Genomic DNA, 22428 nt, shown 5'->3' with positions numbered 1-22428 from the left:
TCATGTCGTGTTGCTCCAGCCGGACAGTCCGACGGGTAGCAATTTACGCGAGGCAACAGCTCAACACGGGTAGCAATTCAGCTGAGTCAATGCGGCGGTCAAGATAGTTGACGTCGACCAGACTAGAAATATACGGCTCTGGAAACAGGCGACGATACGAACTCAAGTTGTACAGCCAAGAAGCCCCGACCACCTGTACGTCGCTGCCCAACGTCGCAACTTGTGAAAGAAGCGTGGTGAGTTCCCTTCTGCGCAAACTCTCGTTCGCAATTGAAAGTGGTGATTCCAAAAGATGAGACCCAGCGTGAAAGTGAAGACGAACGCGGTTTGGCCCGAAATGTGCATACGAAAAGCAGCCGACTGAGGCAGCAACTTCGGGGCCTGTAGGCAAGTGGGCGCGCCGCCGGTGGACCTCGTATGTCCACGCCGTAGGATTGCGCGCCGTAGCGAGGGCGGAGACGTATTCGAGCCAATCGGGATTCGTGTGATCAAGCCGTGGCCCCATGCCTAACCGCACGTAGATGTTCGTGTGGCTGCCCACGGTTTCGGTAAACGGCAAGCCCGACAACTCAGCAACCTTGGCAGCGAAACGAAGTTGCAGATCGAAGAAGTCCACGCTGTAGAGATCGGCATTCAGCATCGGATGACTCGCATGCTGGACTGTGACGCCTAACGTGAAAATAACCGCGCCGCAGGCTGCGTGTTGATTGTCATGTTAAACAGTTTGGGGCCATTTGATTTGCACTTTGCGGCTAGTGGTAAGACAGTCACGCAAGTACAAGTTAATGAGACTCTGATACGGAACACCCGCCTCATCGGCCATTCCCTTGAAATATTCCACAACATCTTCTGACAGTCGCATCGTGACGGGCTTCTTCAGCTTGGATGCGTACGGGTTCTTGCGTGACTTCAGTTTGGAGAGATCGTATTCTGCTTTCATGGCTTTGCACCTCGATAGAACGCGCTTTCACGCTTGGTTGCCTTGCGGGCCGAGATGATGCGAATAACTGCACCCTGCCCCCGCTCGCAATGACAGACGATGAGCAACTTTGCCCGCGAGCTCATTCCAAGCATCAGGAAACGCTCTTCGTTGGATGAGTGATCCTCATCGAAGAACTGAACGCCAAATTCATCGAAAAAAATCGACTTGGCTTCTTCAAAAGATATTTGATGCTTCTTGAGATTTGCAGTGGCTTTGGGCTCATCCCATTCGAACTTAATCATAAGTACATTGTATTTATGAGATTGAGCAAGTCAAGTTGCAAAAAGTGAAGCTGTTTAACGTTTGAGTTAAGCTGGCACCGACGGTTTGGCACGCTGGACGGCATGCGCAAGATGGGCCGCAGGCCCAGCGCATGATGGCCGGTGCGACAAGCCGTTGGCGCTCAGCTTGAACGAGGGGTTAGGCCTCACGAAGCTCGCTGCCGACGCTGTTGAGCAGGTGACTACATTGCTCACCTAGCGGCCGGCTGCAGCTTCTTCGGTTTTCCTCGCGCCTCTGATGTTGAGCGCGAACAGCCCGACTTGGAGTGCGATTAGAGCGAAGGCACCGTCGTGCCAGCCCCACAAGACCCACAGAACGTTGCTTGCCATGAAGCACCAGAACGCTCGTTCGCGAGATCGTTCGTTTGAGGACGCTACCAACCATGAAGCCAAGAGCGTGACTGCCATGGCTGGCCATTGAATACCGTCTAAAAGTAAATCCATAAATTGACCGATCTGCATGTAGGTTCCGCCTATTCTGAGGCCCGCCTTGATTGCTCGTGTGTAGCCGGTCTTCCAGCCATCTGCGGGCGTCTCGGATGGGTGTTCCGAAGAGGCGTGTCCTGTGAGGCCTAACGTTGGAGGCCACCGGACGCGCGCAGGCGGGCAGAGCCCGCCGTTGCGCGGTCCGCGTGGGCCGACTTGTTAGACACCATTCCTAGTTGCCTGCCCATACGCCGGAGTCGTACATGAGCCGCATTGTGTAGTTAACTTGAAGGGTGCCATTGACCGGACATCTTATTTCGCTTTCTTTTCCAGATCGAGCGGGTTTCGATACACGTATGAACGACCCTCCCCTCAATGGATCAACAAGGGTGTACCCGTACCCATTGCTCACGAACTCGACAGATGCGTCGCCGTTACCAAAGGAGTTGTAAACGAACGAGCCTAAGGGCGTCTTCTTCTCCGCGGGATACATGAACACGACCTTGCCGCGGCTAAAAGCACGGTACTGCATGTAGCCTGACGTGCGAGTCATGGCCTGAGAAGAGCATAGAGAGTAGACGCGCTTGCCCGTTTGACAGCTCCACAACGTTATCTCGTCCTTGTTGCAGATTGGGGTTTTTTGATACTCGGCACGGTACTACTGCCATGTGGCATCAGTGATGGACGAAACAGGAGTGCGCTCGTGCGCGAGTAAAAATGCAGTAGCTAAGACTAAGGCAACGGCTACGATCTTCATGGTGTCCAACGTAATGTATACCGCAAAACCTGTGCTGGAGATCGACTTGCCATGGCTCACGGAAATCAACCAGCCGACCCGGACCCGGCGCATTCCGTCTGTATTGACCAAAGATGAAGTGGCTGGCCTGCTGGCCGTGATGGAAGGCGAAACCGCATTGCTGGCGCGTTTGTTGTACGGAACCGGCATGCGGCTCATGGAAGGCATGCGTTTGCGGGTGAAAGATGTCGAGTTTGACCGCCACGTGATCATCGTCCGCGAAGCCAAGGGCAACAAGAATCGGGTGGTGATGTTGCCCCGCTCGCTAGCGCCTGCGCTTCGTTTGCAAATACTGGCGGCACGGGCAAGTTGGGAGGCCGACCGGCAGGCGCAGCGCGCCGGTGTGGAGGTGCCCGATGCGTTGGCGGTGAAATACCCCAAGCTGGGGCAGACCTGGGGATGGTGCTGGATGTTTCCGTCGCCCACCTTGTCCATCGACCCACGTAGCGGCATCGAGCGGCGGCATCATCTGTTCGAAGAACGATTGCAGCGCGCGTTGAAAAAAGCGGTTCCGCTGGCGGAGATTGTGAAGCCGGTGTCGGTTCACACCTTGCGGCATAGTTTCGCCACCCATCTGTTGCAGTCGGGTACCGACATTCGCACCGTGCAGGAGTTGCTGGGCTACAGTGACGTCAGCACAACGATGATTTACACGCATGTGATCAAGGCAAGCACAGGCGGCACGGCGAGTCCGCTGGATGCATTGGTTGCGTAGTGATCTTTCCGCTATATTTTTAATAGCTACCAACGCACGTTTTACCTCGGCTAACGGCCTATTTGGCCTGTTAAGACAGCCGAAACAGCGGTTCTAACGTTACCCGCCCCGCGCCGCAATAATCGGAATCACCGTCTGCAGCCGATGGTATTTCTCCCACAGCGTTTCCTTGCTCTCGACGTTTTTCGGATCGACCGGAATGCACGCTACCGGGCAGACCTGTACGCACTGCGGTTCGTCGAAATGGCCGACGCACTCGGTGCATTTCTTCGGGTCGATCTCGTAGATTTCCTTGCCGAGAAAAATCGCCTCGTTCGGGCACTCGGGCTCGCAGACGTCGCAGTTGATGCATTCGTCGGTGATCAGCAGGGCCATGCTCAGGCTTCCTTTGCAGCCTGATGGGCTGCGGCCAGTGCCGAGGCGATGGACGGGCTGACCATCTGGCTGACGTCGCCGCCCAGCTTGCTGATTTCGCGCACCAGCGTGCTGCTGATGCATTGCACGCTCGCGTCGGGCAACAAGAACACGCTTTCGACCTGCGGACGCAGCTTGCGGTTCATCGCGGCCATTTGCGCTTCGTAATCAAAATCCGTCAGGTTGCGGATACCGCGCACCACGGCGCGGGCTTGGTGTTCAGCGCAAAAATCCATGATGAGGCCGTCGAAGCGCAGCACCCTGACGCCGTCTATGTCTCGCGTAGCGGCCTGCACCTGATCGACGCGCTGTTCCAGCGAAAACAGCGTTTTCTTGTGGTGCGCGACGGCAACGGCAATGATGAGCTGGTCGAACAGCCCGGCGCCACGGCGAACCACGTCGTCGTGGCCCAGCGTGAACGGGTCAAAAGTGCCGGAATAGACGGCAATCCGTGGGGTTGGCGGGGTGGTCGACAGGGGGATAGCCATGCCGGAATTATGCGCCGCAGCGCCTGCGCGTACCGGCAGGCCCGCACGGCAACACGGACATTACGGGGATATTACGTGGACATCACGAGTTCAAGTGGCAGGCACGTTCAGTGGCGCCGGCTGCGGCGTTTCTGGCATTTTCGGCATTTCCGGCGTTGAATCGTTTCTGGCCAGCAAATGGAAATGCACGGCGCCAGCCTTGCCGCTGCGGTGCACGCGCAGGCCCAGCGGCTGCAGCTCCGCGTCCTGCCAGGCTTTGGGCGCCTCCAGATACACCAGTCCGCCGGGCGCTATGGCCAGCGCGGCGGCGCTCAGGGCCGACTCAAACAGCTTGGAGTCAAAGGGCGGGTCCAGCAGCACCAGCTGCATGCTGCCTGCGCTCAGGCGACGCAGCAGGCTCACACCGTCGCCGCGCTCTACCTTGACCATGCCGGCCTGCAGCCGCGTCTGCACGGCTTTGAGCTGCAGCACCAGCGCCGCGTCCTGCTCGCACAGCACGACCTCGGTGGCGCCGCGCGAAGCCGCTTCAAAGCCGAGTGCGCCGGTACCGGCAAACACATCGGCACAACGCCAGCCCGTCAGGTCTTGCCCAAGCCAGTTGAAAAGGGTTTCACGCACGCGGTCCGGCGTGGGGCGCAGGCCGGGCTTGCTGGGCACCGGCAGCTTGCTGCGCTTGTACTGCCCGCCAATAATGCGGATTTCGCCGGGCGGCTTGAGGTGCGCCGTACCCTTGGGCTTGGGTGACGGTTTAAAAGCTGGTTTATCGACGGGTGCGTCGGCGGGTTTCGCGGGTTTGAGAAGGGTGTATTTCATGGTGCGGCGCCGAGTATGACAGTCACCATCTTTTCGGGCTGCAGCTTGCGCGCGAACGCCGCCTTGACGTCGGCCACGCTCACTTTATTGACCTGCTCGGTCCAAGTGTCGAGGTAGTCGAGCGGCAGGTTGTTCCACGCAATGCTCGATATGTTGTCGAGCAGCTTGCGGTTGCTGTCGATGCGCAGCGCAAAACCGCCCATCAGGTTGTCCTTGGCGGCTTTCAGTTCAGCCTCGGTCGGCCCTTTCGCGACAAAGTCCTTCACCACCTGGCGCACCAGTTCGACCGCCTGCGCGGTCTGGTCGGGCCGGGTTTGCAAGCCCACGGTAAAACTGCCGGCATGCAGGCCGGGCGCGAAATAGCTGCTCACCCCGTAGGTCAGGCCGCGTTTTTCGCGCACCTCATTGGTCAGCCGCGACACGAAGCCACCGCCGCCCAGAATGTAGTTGCCCAGGGTCAGCGCGAAATAGTCGGGGTCGGCGCGTTTGTAGCCGGGCTGGCCTATCAGCACATGCGCTTGCGCCGAGTCAAAGGCAATGCGCTTTTCCACCGCCTCGGTCAGCGGCGCGACCTCTGCCACGACGGGCGTCGGTGGCAAGCTGGCGCAGTTGACTTGCGGCAGGCGCGACAGCAGGCGCGCGGCAATCGCATCGGCCTGCGCGCGCGTCACCGCCCCCACCATGCTGATGCGCGCGCGGCAGGCGACCACGCCCGCACCATGCGCCGCCTGCATATCGGCCACGCTGATTTGCCCCAGCGTCGCCTCAGTGGTCTCGTAACCATAGGGGTGGCTGCCGTACACTGCCGGGCCATAAGCGCGACCGGCCAGCGTGGCGGGGCGGGTAAGAGACTCCTTGAGCGCCGCCTGCACGCGCTGGCGTTCGCGCAACCAGATGCGCTCGGGGAAGGACGGCTCGGCAATCTCGCGTGCAGCCAGCGCCACAGCCTTGTCCAGCAGCGCCGGGTCGGTCAGCGAACGCAGTGAAAAGTTCATGCGGTCCGCACTGGCGCTGGCGCCGAATTGCGCACCCAGATCAGCCCAGGCTTCGCTCAACGCGTTTTCATCCAGTTCTGGCGCGCCATCCTTGGCCAGCACGCCTTTGTCCAGCATGTCCGCCGTCATGCTGGCCAGGCCCGCCTTGCCGACCGGATCGCGCCGGCTGCCTGCGTCAAAATCGATCTGCACGTCAAGCATGGCGATGGCCGGACTTTGCACCAGGTAAACCTTGGCGCCACTGGCCTGGGTCCAGTGCTCGATGGGGATTGCCGCCATCGCAAAAAATGGAACAAAAAGGCCTGCAGCGCATATAAAACGGGCGCGAGCAGCTATGGTTTTAATAGCAATCATGGGACCTGACGATGGGCTAAAGGATGGACCGAATAGGGTCATAGGTGGGGCGGGGCGGGGCGGCTCAATGGCGCAGCGGCACGGCGGACTTGCGTGGCTTGCGGTTCGGGTCTACCGGCTGCGGCAGCAAAGTCGCCATGCTCAGCTGGTCGTCGCCGAAATACCTGGCGGCGACCGCCTGCACTTCGGCGCCGGTGATGCTGCGCAGCCTGGCGATCAGGCGCGTGCTGGCATCCAGCGGCAGGCCCAGGGTCCAGTTCGATCCCAGCTCACGCGCCTGGCTGAACACCGAGTCGAGCTTGTAGGTTTCGCTGGCGACCCACTGGGTTTTGACGCGATTGAGTTCGGCCTCGCTGACGCCCTCACGCGCAATCAGCGCGACCTGCTGGCGCAGCGCGTCGGCCACCTGCTGCGTCGTTTTGTCCTCGGCCGGAACGCCGTCCAGCGTGAACAGCTGCGGCCCGCGGCCGAGCAAGCCACTGGAGGCGCCGGCGCTGTCAGCGACGCGGCCCTCGCCCTGGATCAGCGCGCGCTCCAGCCGGGCGCCGCTATAGCCGTCCAGCACTGCGGCCAGCACCGTCAGAGCCAGTGCCTCACGACTGGCTGCCGCGGTAGGCAACGCCTCGCTGCCCTCCGCAGCGGCCAGATCCGCCGCTTCCAGCCTGGGCACCTTGAAAGCCATGCTGACATAGGCCTGGCTGGCCGGCGCCTTGAACTCCATACGCCGCATGCCGGTCTGCTCAGGCTCTATGCGCGGCTTGCGCACCGGCACCGGGCGCGCGGCGATGCGGCCATAGTATTTCTCGGCCAGTTTCCTGACCTGCGCCACCTCCACATCGCCGGCCACCACCAGCGCGGCGTTGGCCGGCACGTACCAGCGCTTGTAAAAGTCGCGCGCATCGGCAGGCGTCATGGCGTCCAGGTCGCTCATCCAGCCGACGATGGGGCGGCGCTGCGGCGCGGCGACGAAGGTCATGGCCGACAGCTGCTCATACAGCATGGCGCGCGGCGAGTCTTCGGTACGCATGCGGCGCTCTTCCTTGACCACTTCAATTTCGCGCTTGAATTCTTCATCAGCCCACTGGTTGTTGGCAAAGCGGTCCGACTCCAACCGCATCACGTCTTCCAGTTTGGCGGCTGGAATCTGCTGGTAAAAACCGGTGTTGTCGCGGCTGGTGAAGGCGTTTTCGCGCCCGCCCAGCGCGGCCACCCGCCTGGAAAATTCGCCCGCCTTGACCGTCGGCGTGCCCTTGAACAGCATGTGTTCCAGCACATGGGCCACGCCCGATGTGCCATCGACTTCGTCCACCGAGCCGACGCGCACCCACAGCATGTGGGCGACGGTAGGCGCGCGGTGGTCGGGCTTGACGATGACCGTCAGGCCGTTGGCCAGCGTGAACTGCTCGACCGGAATGGCGGCGGGGGTCTGTGCCAGAGCGTTGGCGCCAACGCAAAGCATCAGCGTGGTTAAAAGCAAAGGGGAAAGGCGGGGGGAAAGGGATACTGAAAGCTTCAAGAGGAGTGCCCCAGGGTGTTTCATAGAATAGGATGACTCCACAAGCATACCCAATGTTCAGTTTTTTCAAAAAAAAATCCCCCACTCCAGCGCCAACGCCAACGCCGGCTGCAACGCCCGCAGCGGAGTTCCTTGCGCCAGCGCCTGCAGCTGCGCTGCCGATCAGCCCGCCAGCTAGCCCAGCGCGCCCGAACAATAGCGGCGGCGGCCTCATTGGCAGCGCGCTGGTCACGCCGATTGCCATTGCGGAGCCCGCTGCGCCGGGCACGGTGCCGCCCGAGCGCGAGCGCTGGCTTGGCAAACTGCAAGCGGGCCTGCGCAAGACCGGCGCCAGCATTTCCGGCGTTTTTACCGGCAGTCGCATTGACGACGCGCTCTACGAAGACCTGGAAACCGCGCTGCTGATGGCCGACACCGGCGTGCTGGCGACCGAACACCTGCTGGCCGACGTCAAGCGCCGCGTCAAGGAAGGCGGCATGACGCATCCTGTGGCCGTCAAAAATGCGCTGATCGAAGCGCTGGCACTGTTGCTCAAGCCGCTGGAAAAGCCCCTGGTAATAGGCCAGTACCAGCCCACGGTGATTATGGTCACAGGCGTCAACGGCGCCGGCAAAACCACCTCGATAGGCAAACTGACGCGGCATCTGGCCAACGAGGGCGCGTCGGTGCTGCTGGCCGCTGCCGACACTTTTCGCGCCGCCGCGCGCGAGCAGCTCAGCGTCTGGGCCGACCGCAACACGGTCGAGATTGTCAGCCAGGCAGGCGGCGACCCGGCGGCCGTCAGCTTTGATGCCGTGACCGCCGGCAAGGCGCGCGGCAAGGATGTGGTGCTGGTCGACACCGCAGGGCGGCTGCCGACGCAGCTGCACCTGATGGAAGAGCTGAGAAAAATCAAACGCGTGGTGCAAAAGGCCGACGCCACCGCCCCCCACGAGGTGCTGCTGGTGCTGGACGGCAACACCGGCCAGAACGCATTAGCCCAGGTCAAGGCCTTTGACGACACCTTGCAGCTGACCGGCCTGATCATCACCAAACTGGACGGCACGGCCAAGGGCGGTGTGCTGGCCGCCATTGCACTGTGGGCGCGCGAGCGCGCGCTGACCAGCCCGCAACTGCGCCCGCTTTCGGTCTACTTTATTGGCGTAGGCGAAAAACTCGAAGACCTGGAAACCTTCAACGCGCGCGAATTTGCCCAGGCCCTGCTGGCTTGACAGGTCAAAAAACCCTCCTTTTTGGAGGATGTGTGCTGCCTCTGGACCGGCCCGCTGTATGTTTTAGTCAGGCTGGTTGCTCAATTGTCTGGTCGCCGCTAATTCAAAGCAGCACGGGAACCACCGCCCCGCTTTGCGCGTCTGACTTGAAAACCGCGCCGCCCGCCTGCATATAAACACCTTAAAGGATTCATACGTGCCCAGCTTTATCAGCAGCGTCTTGCGATTTGTTCTGAAACTGGTTTTCGGCCTGCTCGCCGCCCTCTTTGCCCTCAGCCTGCTGCTGGCGGCCATGATTTACGTGGCCTTCAGCCTGCTCATATCGCTAATCACGGGCCGCCCTTCGACGCCGGCCATGATGTTTGGCCAGTTCCGGCGCTTTCAGCGTTTCTCACCCCAGGGTATGTGGTCAGGCGGCCCTGCCCGCGAAACCTCCTCAGTCAGCCCCGGCACTGGCGAGGTGGTGGACGTCGAAGTACGCGAAGTGCGCAGAGACAGGCGCCTGCCCTGAGGGCTAGGCGTCTGGCTTGACAGGTGCGGGTCTTTTAGAAAGAAAGACGCGCCAGCGCTCCGTCAGTAGGGCTTCAACTGCTTTTTTGTTCAAGAAACAGGCCGCATCGGTGTGATCGGCCTGATCAGTGTGCGCGGTCATCGCGTAAACCATGGGTAAAAACTCAAGATATAGGCACCTCTTTCGTATACGATATTACAAATCCCTTTTTAAAATCCCATGCTGCCCTGGCTCACCGAATCTTCAGCCGCCCGTTTTAACGATGTACGTGACACCTCGCTGTGCAAGCTGGTGCGCGACGACATGCTGGCGCTGATTCTCAAGGGCGTGCTCAAGCCGGGTCAGCGCATCAATGAACCCGATGTGGCGAGCCGGCTGCAGGTCTCGCGGGTGCCGGTGCGCGAGGCCTTGCGCGAGCTGGAAAGCTCGGGGCTGGTGGTGTCGCGCAAGCATTCGGGCGTTTTTGTGCGCCAGCTTGATGCCGCCGAGATTCGCGACCTGTACCAGCTGCGCGGTCTGCTTGACGGCTTTGCCGGACGCTGCGCTGCTGGCTTGCCCGCCGCCCGGCGCGAGCCGCTGCTGGCGCTGCTCGACAGCGCGATGCAGGCCATGCGGCAGGCCGCAAACGATCTCGATGTGCCGCGCTACTACTCCGAAAACCTGCGTTTTCACTGGGCGATTGTCGAGTCGGCCGGCAACCACCAGCTCTCTGACAGCTACCGCGGCATCGTGCAGAAGCTGCATCTGTCACGCCTGAAGAATCTGGCGCAAGACATTGGCATGCAGGCTTCGGTGGCCGAGCATGTCGAGCTGGTGCAGGCCTTGCGCGATGCCGATGCGGCGCGCTGCGAGGCGCTGATGGCGCGCCACGTCGGCGACGCCTACGAGCGTTTGCTGCAGGCCGCGACTTTGAATACGGCCGCCGCGTAAGAAGTCAAAAAGTCAAAAAAAAGGAGACAAATCATGAAACGACGCAGCCTGCTGCGCGCCGCTCCGGCGCTGATGTATGCCCCCAGCCTGGTGTTGGCGCAGAGCGCTCAAGCCGGTTACCCGGCCAAACCGATACGCTACATCGTGCCGGTGGCAGCCGGCGGCGGCAGCGACATGGTGGGCCGCACCGTGACCGAGCGCTGGGGCGCTCTGCTCAAGCAGAGTTTCATCGTCGACAACCAGGGCGGCGGCGGCGGCGTGATTGCCGCGCAGGCCACGGCACGCGCCGCGCCCGACGGCTACACGCTGATGCAAGGTTATGTCGCCACGCACGGAACCAGCCCGGCCACACGCAAGCTGCCTTACGACGCGGTCAAGGACTTCACGCCGATCGGCATGATAGGCGGCACGCCCAATGTGCTGGTGGTCAACGCCGCGCTGCCAGTCAACAACGTCAAGGAATTCATCGAGTACCTGCGCAAAAATCCCGGCAAGGTGAGCTACGGCTCAGCTGGCGCCGGTTCGCTGACGCACCTGACGATGGAGCTGTTCAAGCAGCAGATCAACTCCTTCATGGTGCACATTCCCTACCGCGGCATAGCGCCTGCCTTCACTGACCTGATAGGCGGACAGACCCAGGCCATGTTCCCGGGCCTGGCTGCCGCGCTGCCGCATATCCGCTCGGGCCGGGTGCGGCCGCTGGCCGTGACCGGCATGCAGCGCCACCCGCAGTTCAAGGATCTGCCGACGCTCGACGAGTCCGGCTTCAAGGGTTTTGATGCGCAGCAGTGGTACGGCGTGGTCGGCCCGGCCGGCATGCCGTCGCCAATAGTCAAACAGCTCAACGAGACGCTGGCAACCGTGCTCAAGGCGCCCGACCTGCGCGAAAAACTGTCGGTGGAAGCGGTCGAGCCTATCGTCATGTCACCGGAACAGTTCGGTGAATTCATACGGGCCGACATTGCCCGCTGGAGCAAGCTGGCGCGCGAGCGGAACATACAACTCGACAGCTAACGCGCCAGTCCCCAGAATTTGGAAAAATATTGGCTGCAGCCCATATAGAACGGGCGCAAGCAGCTATGTTTTTAATAGCAAATATTCACTCCTGGCAAGACGATTGCCGAAAGACACCATGGCCCGCAATACCCAGGTCGCTGCCGACCACAACGCTCCCCTCGTCACCCAAATCCTGGCCGAATTCGTTGCCACGCACCCCGGCTATCGGGCCGGCGGCTGGAGCGCTGCGGTGGACCACGAAGCACACCGCACCTTCATGAACTGGCTGGGCTGCGCCGTCGGTGCGGCGCGGCACGAAGCGCTAGAGGCGGCGCTGGCGGCCGTTAACCTGCTGCAGCCGGCGGCGCAGGCCAGCGTACTGGGCCGGCCCGAGAAGGTCGACATGGCCAGCGCGGCGCTGCTCAACGGCATCAGCTCGCACACCTTTGACTTTGACGACACGCACCTGAAAACCATCATCCACCCGGCCGGGCCGGTGGCATCAAGCGTGCTGGCGCTGGCTGAGCACACCAAGGCATCGGGCCGCGATGTCATTGACGCGCTGGTCATTGGCATTGACGTGTCTTGCCGCGTCGGCAACGCGATGTACCCCGAGCATTACGACCGCGGCTGGCACATCACCGGCTCGACCGGCACACTGGGCGCCGCCGCCGCCTGCGCCCGCCTGCTCAAGCTCGATACGCAGCAAACCGCCATGGCGCTGGGCATCGCGGCCTCGCAGCCGGTCGGCATGCGCGAGCAGTTTGGCACCATGACCAAGCCGTTTCACCCCGGCGCCGCCGCGCGTGCCGGCTTGATGTCGGCGCTGCTGGCCAGCCAGGGTTTTACCGCCAGCCCGAAAGCGCTGGAGGCGCCGCGCGGCATGATGCAGACCGTCTCGACCAAAAACGACTGGCTTGAGATCACCGGCGAGCTTGGCCAGCGCTTTGAAATCTCGTTCAACAGCTACAAGCCTTTTGCCTGCGGCATCGTGATTCACCCCAGCATTGACGCCTGCGCGCAATTGCGAGAAATATTTGCCAAAGAAGGCATCGCGCCCGAGCAGGTCGAGCGCATCGAACTCAAGGTGCATTCGCTGGTGCTGGAGCTTACCGGCAAGAAGGAACCGGTCGACGGCCTGCAGGCCAAGTTCAGCGTGTACCACGGCTGCGCCGCCGGCCTGACCTTTGGCCACGCCGCCGAAGAAGAGTTCTCCGACGAGATCGTCAACCGCGCCGACATGGTGACGCTGCGCCGCAAGGTCGTCGCCACGGTCGATGACTCGATTGACGAGGCCAGCGCCGACGTGACGGCGGTGCTGAAGGGCGGCCGGCGCGTGCATGTGTTCGTCAAGCACGCCATCGGCTCGCTGGAAAACCCCATGACTGATGCCCAGCTGGAAGCGAAATTCCATGGCTTGACGGACGCGCTGCTCGGTGCAGCCCGGAGCAGTGCGCTGATCGGCGCCTGCTGGGCGCTTGGTGACTCTGCCGACGTGACTGCCCTGGCTGCGCTGGCGACAGCGCGCGCATGAGCTCGCCTAGGCAATCCAGCCGCCCGCAGATTGTCATCGTCGGCGCTGCCGAGCAGGCGCTGCGCCGCCTTGGCGACTGGCGCGCGATCGAGGCACAAGCTGAGGTGACGATTTACCCCACCCGCTGAGCGGCCAGGCGCGGCTCAACGCTGGTCCGGCCCGCCTATGTCTGCGCACGGGGCAACGGCCAATATATCGAGCAGCTCATGGCGCTGGGTGCGCAGGATGCGGGGGTCTGGCACCTGGCCCAACCAGTCCATCAGGCCCGGGGGCGCTTTCTCGATCCTGCAAGGGCCTTTTTTACAGGCTGTTTTGACGCTGTATGGTTTGCCTCTGGCCGACTCCTCCTTGCTCAGTCGCTTTTAACGGTCTTGAATTTAGCTGCGATAGCCCTGGATTTGAAACGAGTCTGCTATTTAATTAATAGCTGTTGGCGCCCGTACTGTATGGGCTAGAGGCATAAAACACCTTCAAATATCGGTTTTGGTGCGGCGCTGCGGTGTGAGGCTGCCAGCGCGTCAGGTTTACTGGTCAACCCTGACCTGGTACGTCACCGAGAACTGCGCGCTGGGCGCCAGCGCCCCGGTGAAGGTCCATTGCAGGGCGCCCGGCGCGCTTGCTGCGGGAGCGCTCACGGCGGTGCAGATCAGTCCAGCCGGCAAGCTCACGGGACAGAGCGCCGAAGCGCCGAAGTAGGTGGTAAAAGCGGGCGTAGCGTCGCTGATAAGCAGCGGCTTGATCACAGTCGCGTTCAGCGCCCGCGTGCCGTTGTTCACTGCGGTCAAAGTGTATTGAAGCAGGTCGGTCGGTTTGGCATTGACGGCCATGGCCGGCGCGCTGCCTTGCGTGAGGTTGGCGACCAGCTTGGTCAGCAGCAATTCATCTGGCGCCCCGACGCTGGTGATGTCGGTGGCCGTCAGCGTACTGGACAGGGCCGGGCTGGCGCCGGTGTAGCTGAAGGCGGCGCTGAGCATGACGTTGTTCTGCGCGCCCAAGGCGGCCGCCGCGGGAACGAACTGCTTGACGATGAGACATAGCTTTTGTCCTGCCGTCACGCTGACAGGCGCGCTGATCTGCGGCTCGCCGGCATCGAGCACGCCGTTGCAGTTGCCGTCTTGATAAAGCACCTGGCTCCAGGCTGGTGCGGTCGGAATGGCGCTATTGGCCAGACTAAAGGTGACCTGCCCCACGCTTCCGGCCTGCAAGGTGTGGTCATAAAACAGCACGGTGCCGGGAAGCGCGCTTTGGGCGCCGTTGGGCGTCAAGGTGCTAGGCGGCACCAGGCCGAAGTTCACGGCGCTGTAGCTTTGCCCCGCCACTGGTGTGAAGCTCACACCAGGCCGGGTGTAAGTGCCACCCGTGCTGCCAGGTGAGCCGCCGGTGGCCAGATCGCCGCCGGGTGCAGCGGGGGTGACGATAACCGCGCCGGGCGTGGTGGCAGGCACCCACAAGGTGTAGCTGCCATCACCAGCGGTAACGGCGCTTGCAACACCGGCGCTGGCGTTAACGGTCACGCCGGCAATACCGGGTTCCGTGCCGTCTTTGCTACCGTTGTTGCCAATGCCCGCGCCTGCGCCGGTGTCGGCGAACACAATCCCGCTCACGGTTGAGCCGTTGTACCTGCCAAAATTCTGCGCTGGCGGCGGCGAGGTGCCAACATTGAGCTGGATCACGCCGCTGGCGTTTTGCGTGCCAATCCAGCCGGCCGGAAAACCGGCGCTGATATCGGACAAGCTGCTGTTGGTATCCAGAATCAGGCAGTAGCTGCCTTGGGCCACGCTTGGCAAACTGTAGGCGCCGGTGCCGCTGTCGACCGGCACCGCTGCAAAGGCAGGGCTCGAGCAGCTTGCGCCCGAAGACGGCGCCAGCTTGACGAACAACCCAGCCACGCCCGCTCCGGTTTCTGCGCCGTCCTGGCTGGCGTTGTGGTTGGCGTCGGCATACACCGTTCCCCTGATGGCCAGGTTCACGGCGCTGATGACCGGCGCAGCGCAACCGGCGCTGGGGGTGTTGGCCGCCGTGCAGGCAGATGCGTTGGGCGGGCTGGCCGAACCCTTGGGGTCCACGGCCGCGTAGTTGGTCACCGTGGCGTTGCTGGTCGGCGTCACGCTGATCACCACGACTGAGATGCCCGTGGCCGGAGCGATCGTGCCGCTAAAGGTGCAGGTCACAAGGCCCGCTGCGTTGCCGCAACCCCAGTTGCTGCCCACACCGCTCACATAGGTCAGGTTCGCCGGCAACTGGTCCTGGATTGTGGCGGTGTATGCGGGCGTCGTTGCGGTATTACTGACCGTCAGCGTGTAGCTGCTGTTAGAGCCGACCAGCAGCGCCGGGCTGGGGGATGATTTAACCAGGCTCAAGGTGGGCGATAGCGGCGTGATGACCACCGAGCCATTGCTGCCGGGCTGCCCGCCATTGGCTAGGTTCGACGGATCTCCCGGCGCACCCGCGCCACCCGCGCCACCAGCCCCTGCAACGATTGAAAAATTACTGACCAGCGATGCATTTGGGCAGGAGCCTCCCGCGACCGCTGGTAGGCCACTTGGGGCACCCGTTTTGTCTACATGCACATCTCCCCCGGCACCTCCCGCACAGCCACCGCCGCCGCCGCCGCCGGCGCCGCCGTCGGTAACAAAAGAGGACCCCACGCCTCCAGCAGATGCCGCCGCGAGTCCCCCCTGCGCGCTTGAATTCAAGGCCGTGTTGGGTGCGGACATCCAGGATCCGCCCTGACCGCCAGCACCGCTGCCAGCCACCACAAGAGTCACGTTGGCAGCGTTGGCAATTACGCTGGCGCCGCCGCCACCACCGCCGCCGCCAGAGTAGCCTGAGCACCCCGGGGAGCCGCCTACACCACCTGCGAAGCCACCGCTGCCGCCCGCGCTGCCCGCCACACCGGCGGAATCAGTACAACTGCGGCCAAAACTGGAGGTAAAGCCACGCCCACCACCGCCACCCACATAAACTTTGACGACCGTGCCGGGGGGGCCGAAGAAGGTTGCATTGGCCACTGCGCCAGCGCTGCCCACACCGCCTGCCCCGGTGAATCCATTGCCCGACGCATCGCTGCCGCCACCGCCGCCGCCCGCGCCCAGAGCGCGTAGCTGTATGCCGCCCGCGCCAGCTGGAATCGTGTAGGTCTGGACCGCCCCAGTGAAACTAAAGGTGGTCTGCGCGTTGGCGACGCCCGAAAAAGTGAGCTGCAAGCAAACGAACCAGCCAAAAGCCAGCGCTTTCCAATGCCGCGCAAAATCGGGGGATGCAGCGGGCATGTTGGAATAGGTGCGGGCAGATGTCATGGTTTGACTGCAGCGGCACTCGAAACTGGCGAGAGCTGGGCCTTCTCAAGCAAGGTTTCATCAAACTTGTAGCGCATGCGCAAGTACAGGCCGCGCTGCGTGTAGGCCTCGCCAGCCAGCTCGGCAGCCTTGAAGCCCTTGATGTTGTAGCCCACTGAGAACCACATGTTTTTCCAGGCCAGGTAGCCGACTTCCAGCCCCACGGCGGTTTCGGCAGCGCCGTTACCCCAGGTGCGGTAGCCCTGCAGGCCGATATCCCAGCGCTCGGTGAGGTCCCAGGTGGAGCGAGCGCCTATCAGCTGGGTGAAGGCGCGGCTTTCGATGCCGCTGGAGCGGTCGGTGGCCCATTTGGCGGCGTAGCGCCCGCTCAGCAGCCAGTGACGGCTCGGCTGGACATTGACATGGCTGGAGAGCATCCACGAACTCTCGTCGCGGTTCAGCCCAGCGCCCAGCGTGCTGTCCAGATTGCGCTTGTATTCAACCCGGCCCAGCGCATTCCAGACAGCGGACTGTACCGGGCGGTAGGCGAAGCCCGATTGGGCGGTGATCAACTCGCGCTCGCCACCCGTTTGAGCCAGGTTGGTTTGCACGCTGTAGAGGCCACGGTTGAGCAGTGTCCAGTTTTCATCGAGTTTGCCGGCCGTCGCGACGCTGAAAAGCCAGCTGCGTGAGGTGGTCGAGGTCTGCCATTGCGCCTGGCTGGAAGCCTTCCAGTCGGCCGCCGCGGTGTAGTCAACGCCCACCGTGACTGCACTGGAGTCGTCGATGACCACGCCGGACAGCGGCTTGATGCGCTGCACGCTGCCTGACAAGCCGACCCCATTGGACAGACGCAGCAGCCGGCGCAGACCGACGGCCGCCTCGCTGTTGCGCCCGTCGATGCTGTCCCCCATGCGGTATTCGTTGAACAGCTGCGTGCTGTCAGACAGTTCGGTGTTGATGCCGGCCACCGTGCTGTATTGCGATACCTCCGGATTGAGGGTGTAGGGGCCATTCAGGCTGTTGATAAAGTCATGCCGCAGGTACAACTTGGTAGCCGGGTTGACGGCATAGTTGCCGCCTATGCCTATTTCGTGTCCGCCACTGCCGTCAATCGCATATTCAATCAATCCATAGACATCGGCCTCGGGGACGTTGGGCACCGGTACGGTCAGCTTGACACGAGCACTGGTGTAGCCGGCCTGGGCTGCGTTGGCAACCAGTCCTGCGGGTGAGGGCACTACCGGAATCGAAGCGCCGGGCAACGGCAACGCCGACAGCACCGAATAGGCATTGGCGCTGCTGTAGCGTATTCCGACCTCCAGTTTGGCATTGCCCGGCAGGCTGTGCTCCAGCTTGAGCTCGATGCCGGTCTGATCGGCACCCGTCACGCTGTTGGAGGTTTTCAGGCCCTCTGCAACCAGCCGGTTTTTCTCATCAACGTTATAGCCAAGCTTGGCGCCGTACTCCACCTGACCGGCCGACTGCAGGCTGTTGGGGTTGTAAAAACCTTCATCGGTGCGCACGCCCCAGAGCCGCGCCTGCACCTTTGCGTCCTCATGGCGAATCTCGATACGCTGGCCGGAGCCGCTGCCCTTGAGCTCGCTGCTGCTGCGGGCGACTTCGACGGTAGCGAGCGTCTTGTTGCTCAGCTTGACCGTCATGTTGACGCCGCGCAGATTGAGTTCATTGGCTGGGTCGGCATCGCGGATAGCCGTCGCGCCCAGCGTCACCTGATCATTGAGCTGGACGCGCACGTCTGCGCCCGCGACCGAATGCTGGGGTCCGCCGGAATCGACGGAATAACTGACCCGTATAAACACCGGGTTGAGGTCACTGTCCACACTGGGAACCGGGCTCTTGAGCAGAAGTTGGCCGGTGTAGGGCTCGATTTCGTAGTCGATAAATCGTGCCAGCGGCGTGTCTTTGACGATCACCGAGGGCTGGTTGCGGTCGCGCGTGAGCACGTCGACCTGCTGGCTGTTGACTACTCCATTGAGGTTGAGCCGAAACGGCCCCGAGGTGCCGTTGGCCCGGAATTCCTCAATCACCTGCGTGGCAGAAGTACGGCTGGCAAAGCCCTCAACCGTGAGCGCTCCTTTTTGAAGGCGCCCCTTGACGCCGTTGAGCGCGCGCGCGTACTGCGTCAGCTGGCGCGACGGGTTGTCACTCAAGGTGGAATAGTCACCGAGCAGCGCGTAATTGCTGCCGTTTTGCAGCATCACGTACAGCTTGCCGGTGGACTGGGCATCAAAACCGCGGGCCGACGAATCGCCATACACCGGGTAGAACTGGTTGGGCTGGATATCGCGAAACAGCGCGGTGTCTGACGGCTTATCCGAGTCGTAAGCCAGGGTCATCAGGGTAGAGCCAAGCACTTTGCCTTTGAGGAACAGCGCTGCTCTCGCGGCCGCATCGCCTTTGCCGCCGTCAAAGCTGCGCGAGGCCGTCTGTATCTGGCGCTCAAACACGTCGCCGCTCTGGCTCGGCTGCAAGGCCGCAGGATTGAGATTGCGCAGATTGATGGTCCCTTCAATCAGGCCCGCGGCGATCATGGGTCGTAAATTTGGAACGAATTCAATCAGGGTGATGACCTTGACCTTGCCATTGATGGCGCTCAGTTCGCCCTTACCGGGCTGGCTGGGAGGCAACAGCAGGAAACGTCCTTCGCCGCCTTCGACAAATACCTGGGTGCCAGGCTGGTTTGGATCGAGGTCGGGCGTTTGCCACTGACCCAGACTGGCCTGCAAGGTCAGCTGGGTGCGGGCGGCGACCGGCAGTCCTTGCGCATCGCTCAACGAGATGTGTACCGAGATGGCGCTGGCGCCATCGGCGAGCGGCTGTTGCGGCGCAATTATCTGTATCCTGGCAAGAGGGCCAGGCGCGAGCACGGTGATTTGCGCATTTCCCCGGGCGACGCCGAAGCCGTCCTGGGCGCTCACACTTAGCGTATTGCGTCCCGGTTTGAGGTTGATACCGATGTATTCCCAAGCCTGCGTTCCGGTCTTTTCCAGGCTGCTCTTCTTGCCGACCTGACTGACGGACACCGGCTGGCCGTTCACCAGAAGGGTAAATGTGGTGCCCAGCGCGCCTTTGACGCGCACGCGCGTTTGGTCGCCAGCTAGCACCTGGTCATTGCGCAGTCCGATGAAGCCGACCTCGGGGCCAAGCTCAGGCAACAAGTCTTCCAGCGGCTCGGCCATGGCTGCAGTTTCTGGCTGCGCTGCAGCGGCTGCTACTTTCGGCTGCGCAATGTTCGGGAGGTAAAGCGGTTCGGGCAGACCCTGCGCATTCGGCGCGTAGGGTCCACCGATGTCGCTCACTGCGCCCAGTCGGGCTGCAGGCGCGAATGGGGCGATCACGCCGGGAGCAGGTCGTGTTGCATTGCCTGCGCCGCCGGCCGCCAGCGCCCCCGGCAAACCGATGGCACCGCTCGACGGCAAGCTGCGAGCGTCTGCAGTCGCCGCGCCACTGGTGGACGACAGCAAGGCAGCAGCAGCCTGCAGAATTTCGGAAGGGTTGACCAGTGCCTTGCGACGTGCGGCGACCTGCTCGCGAATTGCCGGGCTGCATTCGGCTACGGCGAAATCAACCTTGTGCAGTACGCCATTGGTCAGGTCGGCAAACTGACTGGCCGGGTCCATCGCGTTGCGGTTGTTCAGCACCTCCAGCGTGGCCCCCGGTGGCAGGGTGGTGCTGTCGACCTTGGCAACATGGGTACGTGCAGTCAAGCCATACAGGCTGTACTTGCCCTCCTCGTCGGTCACCGCGTAGGTGCCGTCCTCAAGGTAAATCCGCACGCCCGGAATACCTGGGTCGCCCACCTCCTGCACGCCGCGCTGGCTGCAGTTGGCATACACCTTGCCGATGAGGTAGCCCTTGCTGGAGAACACGCCATCCACAATCTGCACACGCACGCTGGATCGGTTGGACTGCACGCTGCCGCTGACCGCCTGCGCTGTATTTATTCCGTTGCCGCCCTGGCTACCCACGCCAACGCGAACGCGGTAGCTCAGGGCAGGCTGGCTGCCAGCCGCCACGCTTCCCAGCGTGAACTGCAGGCCAGGACCAGCGCCTCCAGATGGATCGGCCTGCAGCGCGCCGTTCAAACGGGCGCTGCCGCGCACATAGGCAAAACCGGCCGGCAGGCGGTCGCTCACCACCGTGCTGGGCAACGTAACCGCCGTGGCGTTGTTGAATTTGATAAGGTAGTCAACGAAGTCGCCCACTTCCGCAGTCGCTTTGTTGGCGGTTTTCTGTATGAACAGACTGCCCGTCTCGACGGGATCGAGCGGCACGTCAAAATGCACGGGCGCGCTGCCGACACCGCCCACGACAAAGAGACCGCCGAAAGAGCCTTGGGCGTCGATGACACGACCTGCGGGCTGAAGAGCCGTTGGCACCCTGGACGGAAATGTATAGCCCGTTGGCGTGGTAATCAGCAGTTTGTAAGTGCTGGACAACACCAAAGGAAATTCGTAGCTGCCGTCTGCGCCCGTCACCACCAAGCTCGGTGCAGGGGTTGTACCGTCGGGCTGAAACACGATGGCCGGACCGCCGGCGTTGCCGCTATTGCCTGCGCCCGTCACATCAATCAGTTGCACGCTGGCACCGGCCACGGGCCGGTTGGTACGACTGTCGTAAACCACGCCGCTAGGGTCTATCAACAGTAAGGTGGTGGCTGACACTGACACCCCGCCGCAGGCCGAAATAGTGGCGGTAACCGTGTCGTTGCGCAGCACTTCGAGTATTCCGTCGCCCGAAGCCACGATGTGGGTGGCCGCGTTGGCGGTCGGCACGTTGGGCTGAATGCGGTACACACCGGTATTGGCGCCCGTCTCCACTGCGGTAAAGGTTTCGGTGTCACCAGTGAGCTGACTGACTACCGTGACAGGCACGGTGTCGGTCTGCGCCAGACTGGCATTGCAGGCCGCAGCGTCTACCTGCAAGAACATGGGATTACCGGGCGTGGTTTGAATCGAAGGGGAGGCGTAATTGGTGCCGGTAAAGAAAGCAATGCGGGCTGGGTACGCGGGCAGTGTCAGCACCACGGTATTACTGGCAATGCTCAAGGGGGCGTTCTGATCGGTCCAGTCGACATAGCTGGTCGCGGAAATCGCGCCGGATGCGTTGGAGTTGACCGTGGCGCTGAACTGGGCCTGCAGGCCGCCGCCTGGGGGCAAGCTGATGAGGCTCCAGACCACAGCGTCGACCGCTGCCCCCGAAGGCACGACGGTGACATAGCTGTTGACCGCGCCACCGGCCAGGTGATAAAGCGTTTGCGCACCCGCATTCGTCGAGGCTTGCGCCGAAGCGATCGTGACATTGGGTGGCACTGGAATACGCAACACCAACAGATTGGCAGCCGCTGCGTTGACGGTCACGGCGCGGGGTGCCGCCGCCGCATTGCCGTTGTTGACTGTATTGGCGAAAAAACTGACCGTCGCTCCGGGTGTTGCCGTGGCGGAAGACGCTGTCAAAGTCACCTGAACGGCAGCACCGTTGGTGAGATTCACGTTGTCGGTGTTGCTTGCAGAGGTGCCCTGCAGCTGGCTCACCGCGCCAATGAAAATCTGCGCGACTTGACCAAGCGTCGCGGTGGCCGGTGCTTGACCTGAAACCAGCAGGTTCGCACTGGCGCCAGGTGCCAACGTCATGAGGCCGCCGCTGGCGATGACAGGCTCACCCGCATCGACACGGCCGTTGACGTTGACATCCTGCACCACCCGAAGATTGAGCGGCGCAAAACCGCTGGCGGGCGCAATGCTGGCCGTGATGAGGTAGCTGGTGAGCGCATTTCCCGTATTCGTCAGCGTATGGCTGATCGTGAACGCCCCCCCGGCGGCAATCAACACGTTCTGGCTGGCCGTCATGGTAAGCGCTTCAAGCGCAGTGACCGCAGTGCTGACCGTGTTGGAGTTCAGCCGAACCGACAGCCCGGTCACTGAATCGACAAAAGTGGCCGTGGCGGTGTTTCGGATCACCGTGCCTGCTGGCGTAGGCGCCCCCTGCGCCGCCGCCCAACAGAGCAGCAGCGGACACAGCGGTAACAGTTTGCGCAGCAGGCGAAACAACATCAGGTTCCGGTTGATTGAGATGGATCAGCGCCAAGCTGTTTTTGCTGCAGCCGCTTTTCGGAAGCCGCAGAAAGGGCGGCGGATTCTGAAAAGCGGAGGGAGGCTCGCGTC

17 protein-coding genes are annotated in these 22428 nt (G+C 62.3%); 7 read left to right on the top strand and 10 right to left on the bottom strand.

Going from position 1 to position 22428, the window contains the following annotated elements; genetic code table 11:
• Positions 1-43: 43 nt before the first annotated feature.
• From HHJ18_RS18395 to HHJ18_RS18385, 3 genes are all read right to left on the bottom strand, one after another.
• Entirely contained in the window at positions 44-640 is a 597-nt protein-coding gene (locus tag HHJ18_RS18395; protein ID WP_296917566.1) for a hypothetical protein, read from the bottom strand.
• 75 nt (positions 641-715) lie between these two features.
• Positions 716-940: a BrnA antitoxin family protein gene (locus HHJ18_RS18390; RefSeq protein ID WP_296917564.1), complete on the bottom strand. Its 225-nt coding sequence runs from the start codon at positions 938-940 to the stop codon at positions 716-718.
• A complete protein-coding gene (locus tag HHJ18_RS18385; protein ID WP_296917562.1) occupies positions 937-1224 on the bottom strand; it encodes a BrnT family toxin in 288 nt (95 codons plus the stop codon). The genes HHJ18_RS18390 and HHJ18_RS18385 overlap by 4 nt, the downstream gene beginning before the upstream one ends.
• A 1145-nt stretch (positions 1225-2369) precedes the next feature.
• Between HHJ18_RS18385 and HHJ18_RS18380 the strand changes: the two genes are divergently transcribed.
• Complete coding sequence (locus tag HHJ18_RS18380) at positions 2370-3200, top strand: integron integrase (protein ID WP_296917561.1); 831 nt, start codon at positions 2370-2372, stop codon at positions 3198-3200.
• A 99-nt stretch (positions 3201-3299) separates the two neighbouring features.
• Here HHJ18_RS18380 and HHJ18_RS18375 read toward each other — a convergent pair whose 3' ends face one another.
• The 5 genes from HHJ18_RS18375 to HHJ18_RS18355 form a co-directional block, all read right to left on the bottom strand.
• The gene (locus HHJ18_RS18375; RefSeq protein ID WP_296917560.1) at positions 3300-3575 is read right to left on the bottom strand and encodes a YfhL family 4Fe-4S dicluster ferredoxin; all 276 of its coding nucleotides are present in this window, start codon (positions 3573-3575) and stop codon (positions 3300-3302) included.
• Positions 3576-3577: 2 nt separating this feature from the next.
• On the bottom strand, positions 3578-4102 hold the full coding sequence (gene coaD / locus HHJ18_RS18370; RefSeq protein ID WP_296917558.1) for a pantetheine-phosphate adenylyltransferase: 525 nt from the start codon (positions 4100-4102) through the stop codon (positions 3578-3580).
• Between the two features lie 90 nt (positions 4103-4192).
• On the bottom strand, positions 4193-4915 hold the full coding sequence (gene rsmD, locus HHJ18_RS18365) for a 16S rRNA (guanine(966)-N(2))-methyltransferase RsmD (protein ID WP_296917556.1): 723 nt from the start codon (positions 4913-4915) through the stop codon (positions 4193-4195).
• Complete coding sequence (locus HHJ18_RS18360) at positions 4912-6264, bottom strand: pitrilysin family protein (RefSeq protein WP_296917554.1); 1353 nt, start codon at positions 6262-6264, stop codon at positions 4912-4914. The genes rsmD and HHJ18_RS18360 overlap by 4 nt, the downstream gene beginning before the upstream one ends.
• A gap of 64 nt (positions 6265-6328) precedes the next feature.
• Positions 6329-7723 (bottom strand): pitrilysin family protein, encoded by a 1395-nt coding sequence (locus HHJ18_RS18355; protein WP_296917576.1) that lies wholly within the window; start codon positions 7721-7723, stop codon positions 6329-6331.
• A 110-nt stretch (positions 7724-7833) separates the two neighbouring features.
• On the opposite strand from HHJ18_RS18355, the gene ftsY reads away from it, so the two are divergent.
• The 6 genes from ftsY (at position 7834) to HHJ18_RS18325 (ending at position 13090) form a co-directional block, all read left to right on the top strand.
• Positions 7834-8991, top strand: a complete 1158-nt coding sequence (ftsY, locus tag HHJ18_RS18350) for a signal recognition particle-docking protein FtsY (RefSeq protein WP_296917552.1) — start codon at positions 7834-7836, stop codon at positions 8989-8991.
• A 196-nt stretch (positions 8992-9187) separates the two neighbouring features.
• Positions 9188-9502, top strand: a complete 315-nt coding sequence (locus HHJ18_RS18345) for a hypothetical protein (protein ID WP_296917550.1) — start codon at positions 9188-9190, stop codon at positions 9500-9502.
• Positions 9503-9721: 219 nt separating this feature from the next.
• Positions 9722-10432, top strand: coding sequence for a GntR family transcriptional regulator (locus HHJ18_RS18340; protein ID WP_296917548.1), 711 nt, complete (start codon positions 9722-9724; stop codon positions 10430-10432).
• Positions 10433-10465: 33 nt separating this feature from the next.
• Positions 10466-11446 carry a tripartite tricarboxylate transporter substrate binding protein gene (locus HHJ18_RS18335; protein WP_296917546.1) on the top strand — a complete coding sequence of 327 codons (981 nt, stop codon included), beginning with the start codon at positions 10466-10468 and terminating at the stop codon, positions 11444-11446.
• A 118-nt stretch (positions 11447-11564) separates the two neighbouring features.
• Positions 11565-12962 carry an MmgE/PrpD family protein gene (locus HHJ18_RS18330; RefSeq protein WP_296917544.1) on the top strand — a complete coding sequence of 466 codons (1398 nt, stop codon included), beginning with the start codon at positions 11565-11567 and terminating at the stop codon, positions 12960-12962.
• Positions 12959-13090 carry a hypothetical protein gene (locus tag HHJ18_RS18325; RefSeq protein ID WP_296917542.1) on the top strand — a complete coding sequence of 44 codons (132 nt, stop codon included), beginning with the start codon at positions 12959-12961 and terminating at the stop codon, positions 13088-13090. Before HHJ18_RS18330 ends, HHJ18_RS18325 begins: the two co-directional genes overlap by 4 nt.
• Positions 13091-13486: 396 nt before the next feature.
• Here the strand turns inward: HHJ18_RS18325 and HHJ18_RS18320 are convergent, their stop codons facing one another.
• Entirely contained in the window at positions 13487-16261 is a 2775-nt protein-coding gene (locus HHJ18_RS18320) for a hypothetical protein (protein WP_296917540.1), read from the bottom strand.
• Entirely contained in the window at positions 16258-22317 is a 6060-nt protein-coding gene (locus HHJ18_RS18315; RefSeq protein ID WP_296917539.1) for a hypothetical protein, read from the bottom strand. Before HHJ18_RS18315 ends, HHJ18_RS18320 begins: the two co-directional genes overlap by 4 nt.
• Positions 22318-22428: the final 111 nt, after the last annotated feature.

It is taken from the genome of Polaromonas sp., assembly GCF_012927455.1.
Classification (GTDB): Bacteria; Pseudomonadota; Gammaproteobacteria; order Burkholderiales; family Burkholderiaceae_C; genus Polaromonas.
Note: the sequence above shows the minus strand (reverse complement) of the source record. Positions and strands in the feature narration are given on the sequence as shown.

What these genes read in the sequence shown, in the direction of transcription:
- HHJ18_RS18315 (WP_296917539.1), bottom strand. Translation starts at nt 22,317, where the DNA reads ATGTTGTTTCGCCTGCTGCGCAAACTGTTACCGCTGTGTCCGCTGCTG.
- HHJ18_RS18375 (WP_296917560.1), bottom strand. Translation starts at nt 3,575, where the DNA reads ATGGCCCTGCTGATCACCGACGAATGCATCAACTGCGACGTCTGCGAG.
- HHJ18_RS18395 (WP_296917566.1), bottom strand. Translation starts at nt 640, where the DNA reads ATGCTGAATGCCGATCTCTACAGCGTGGACTTCTTCGATCTGCAACTT.
- HHJ18_RS18360 (WP_296917554.1), bottom strand. Translation starts at nt 6,264, where the DNA reads ATGATTGCTATTAAAACCATAGCTGCTCGCGCCCGTTTTATATGCGCT.
- HHJ18_RS18340 (WP_296917548.1), top strand. Translation starts at nt 9,722, where the DNA reads ATGCTGCCCTGGCTCACCGAATCTTCAGCCGCCCGTTTTAACGATGTA.
- HHJ18_RS18335 (WP_296917546.1), top strand. Translation starts at nt 10,466, where the DNA reads ATGAAACGACGCAGCCTGCTGCGCGCCGCTCCGGCGCTGATGTATGCC.
- HHJ18_RS18355 (WP_296917576.1), bottom strand. Translation starts at nt 7,723, where the DNA reads ATGCTTTGCGTTGGCGCCAACGCTCTGGCACAGACCCCCGCCGCCATT.
- rsmD (WP_296917556.1), bottom strand. Translation starts at nt 4,915, where the DNA reads ATGAAATACACCCTTCTCAAACCCGCGAAACCCGCCGACGCACCCGTC.
- HHJ18_RS18385 (WP_296917562.1), bottom strand. Translation starts at nt 1,224, where the DNA reads ATGATTAAGTTCGAATGGGATGAGCCCAAAGCCACTGCAAATCTCAAG.
- HHJ18_RS18330 (WP_296917544.1), top strand. Translation starts at nt 11,565, where the DNA reads ATGGCCCGCAATACCCAGGTCGCTGCCGACCACAACGCTCCCCTCGTC.
- HHJ18_RS18320 (WP_296917540.1), bottom strand. Translation starts at nt 16,261, where the DNA reads ATGACATCTGCCCGCACCTATTCCAACATGCCCGCTGCATCCCCCGAT.
- ftsY (WP_296917552.1), top strand. Translation starts at nt 7,834, where the DNA reads ATGTTCAGTTTTTTCAAAAAAAAATCCCCCACTCCAGCGCCAACGCCA.
- HHJ18_RS18325 (WP_296917542.1), top strand. Translation starts at nt 12,959, where the DNA reads ATGAGCTCGCCTAGGCAATCCAGCCGCCCGCAGATTGTCATCGTCGGC.
- HHJ18_RS18380 (WP_296917561.1), top strand. Translation starts at nt 2,370, where the DNA reads ATGGACGAAACAGGAGTGCGCTCGTGCGCGAGTAAAAATGCAGTAGCT.
- coaD (WP_296917558.1), bottom strand. Translation starts at nt 4,102, where the DNA reads ATGGCTATCCCCCTGTCGACCACCCCGCCAACCCCACGGATTGCCGTC.
- HHJ18_RS18390 (WP_296917564.1), bottom strand. Translation starts at nt 940, where the DNA reads ATGAAAGCAGAATACGATCTCTCCAAACTGAAGTCACGCAAGAACCCG.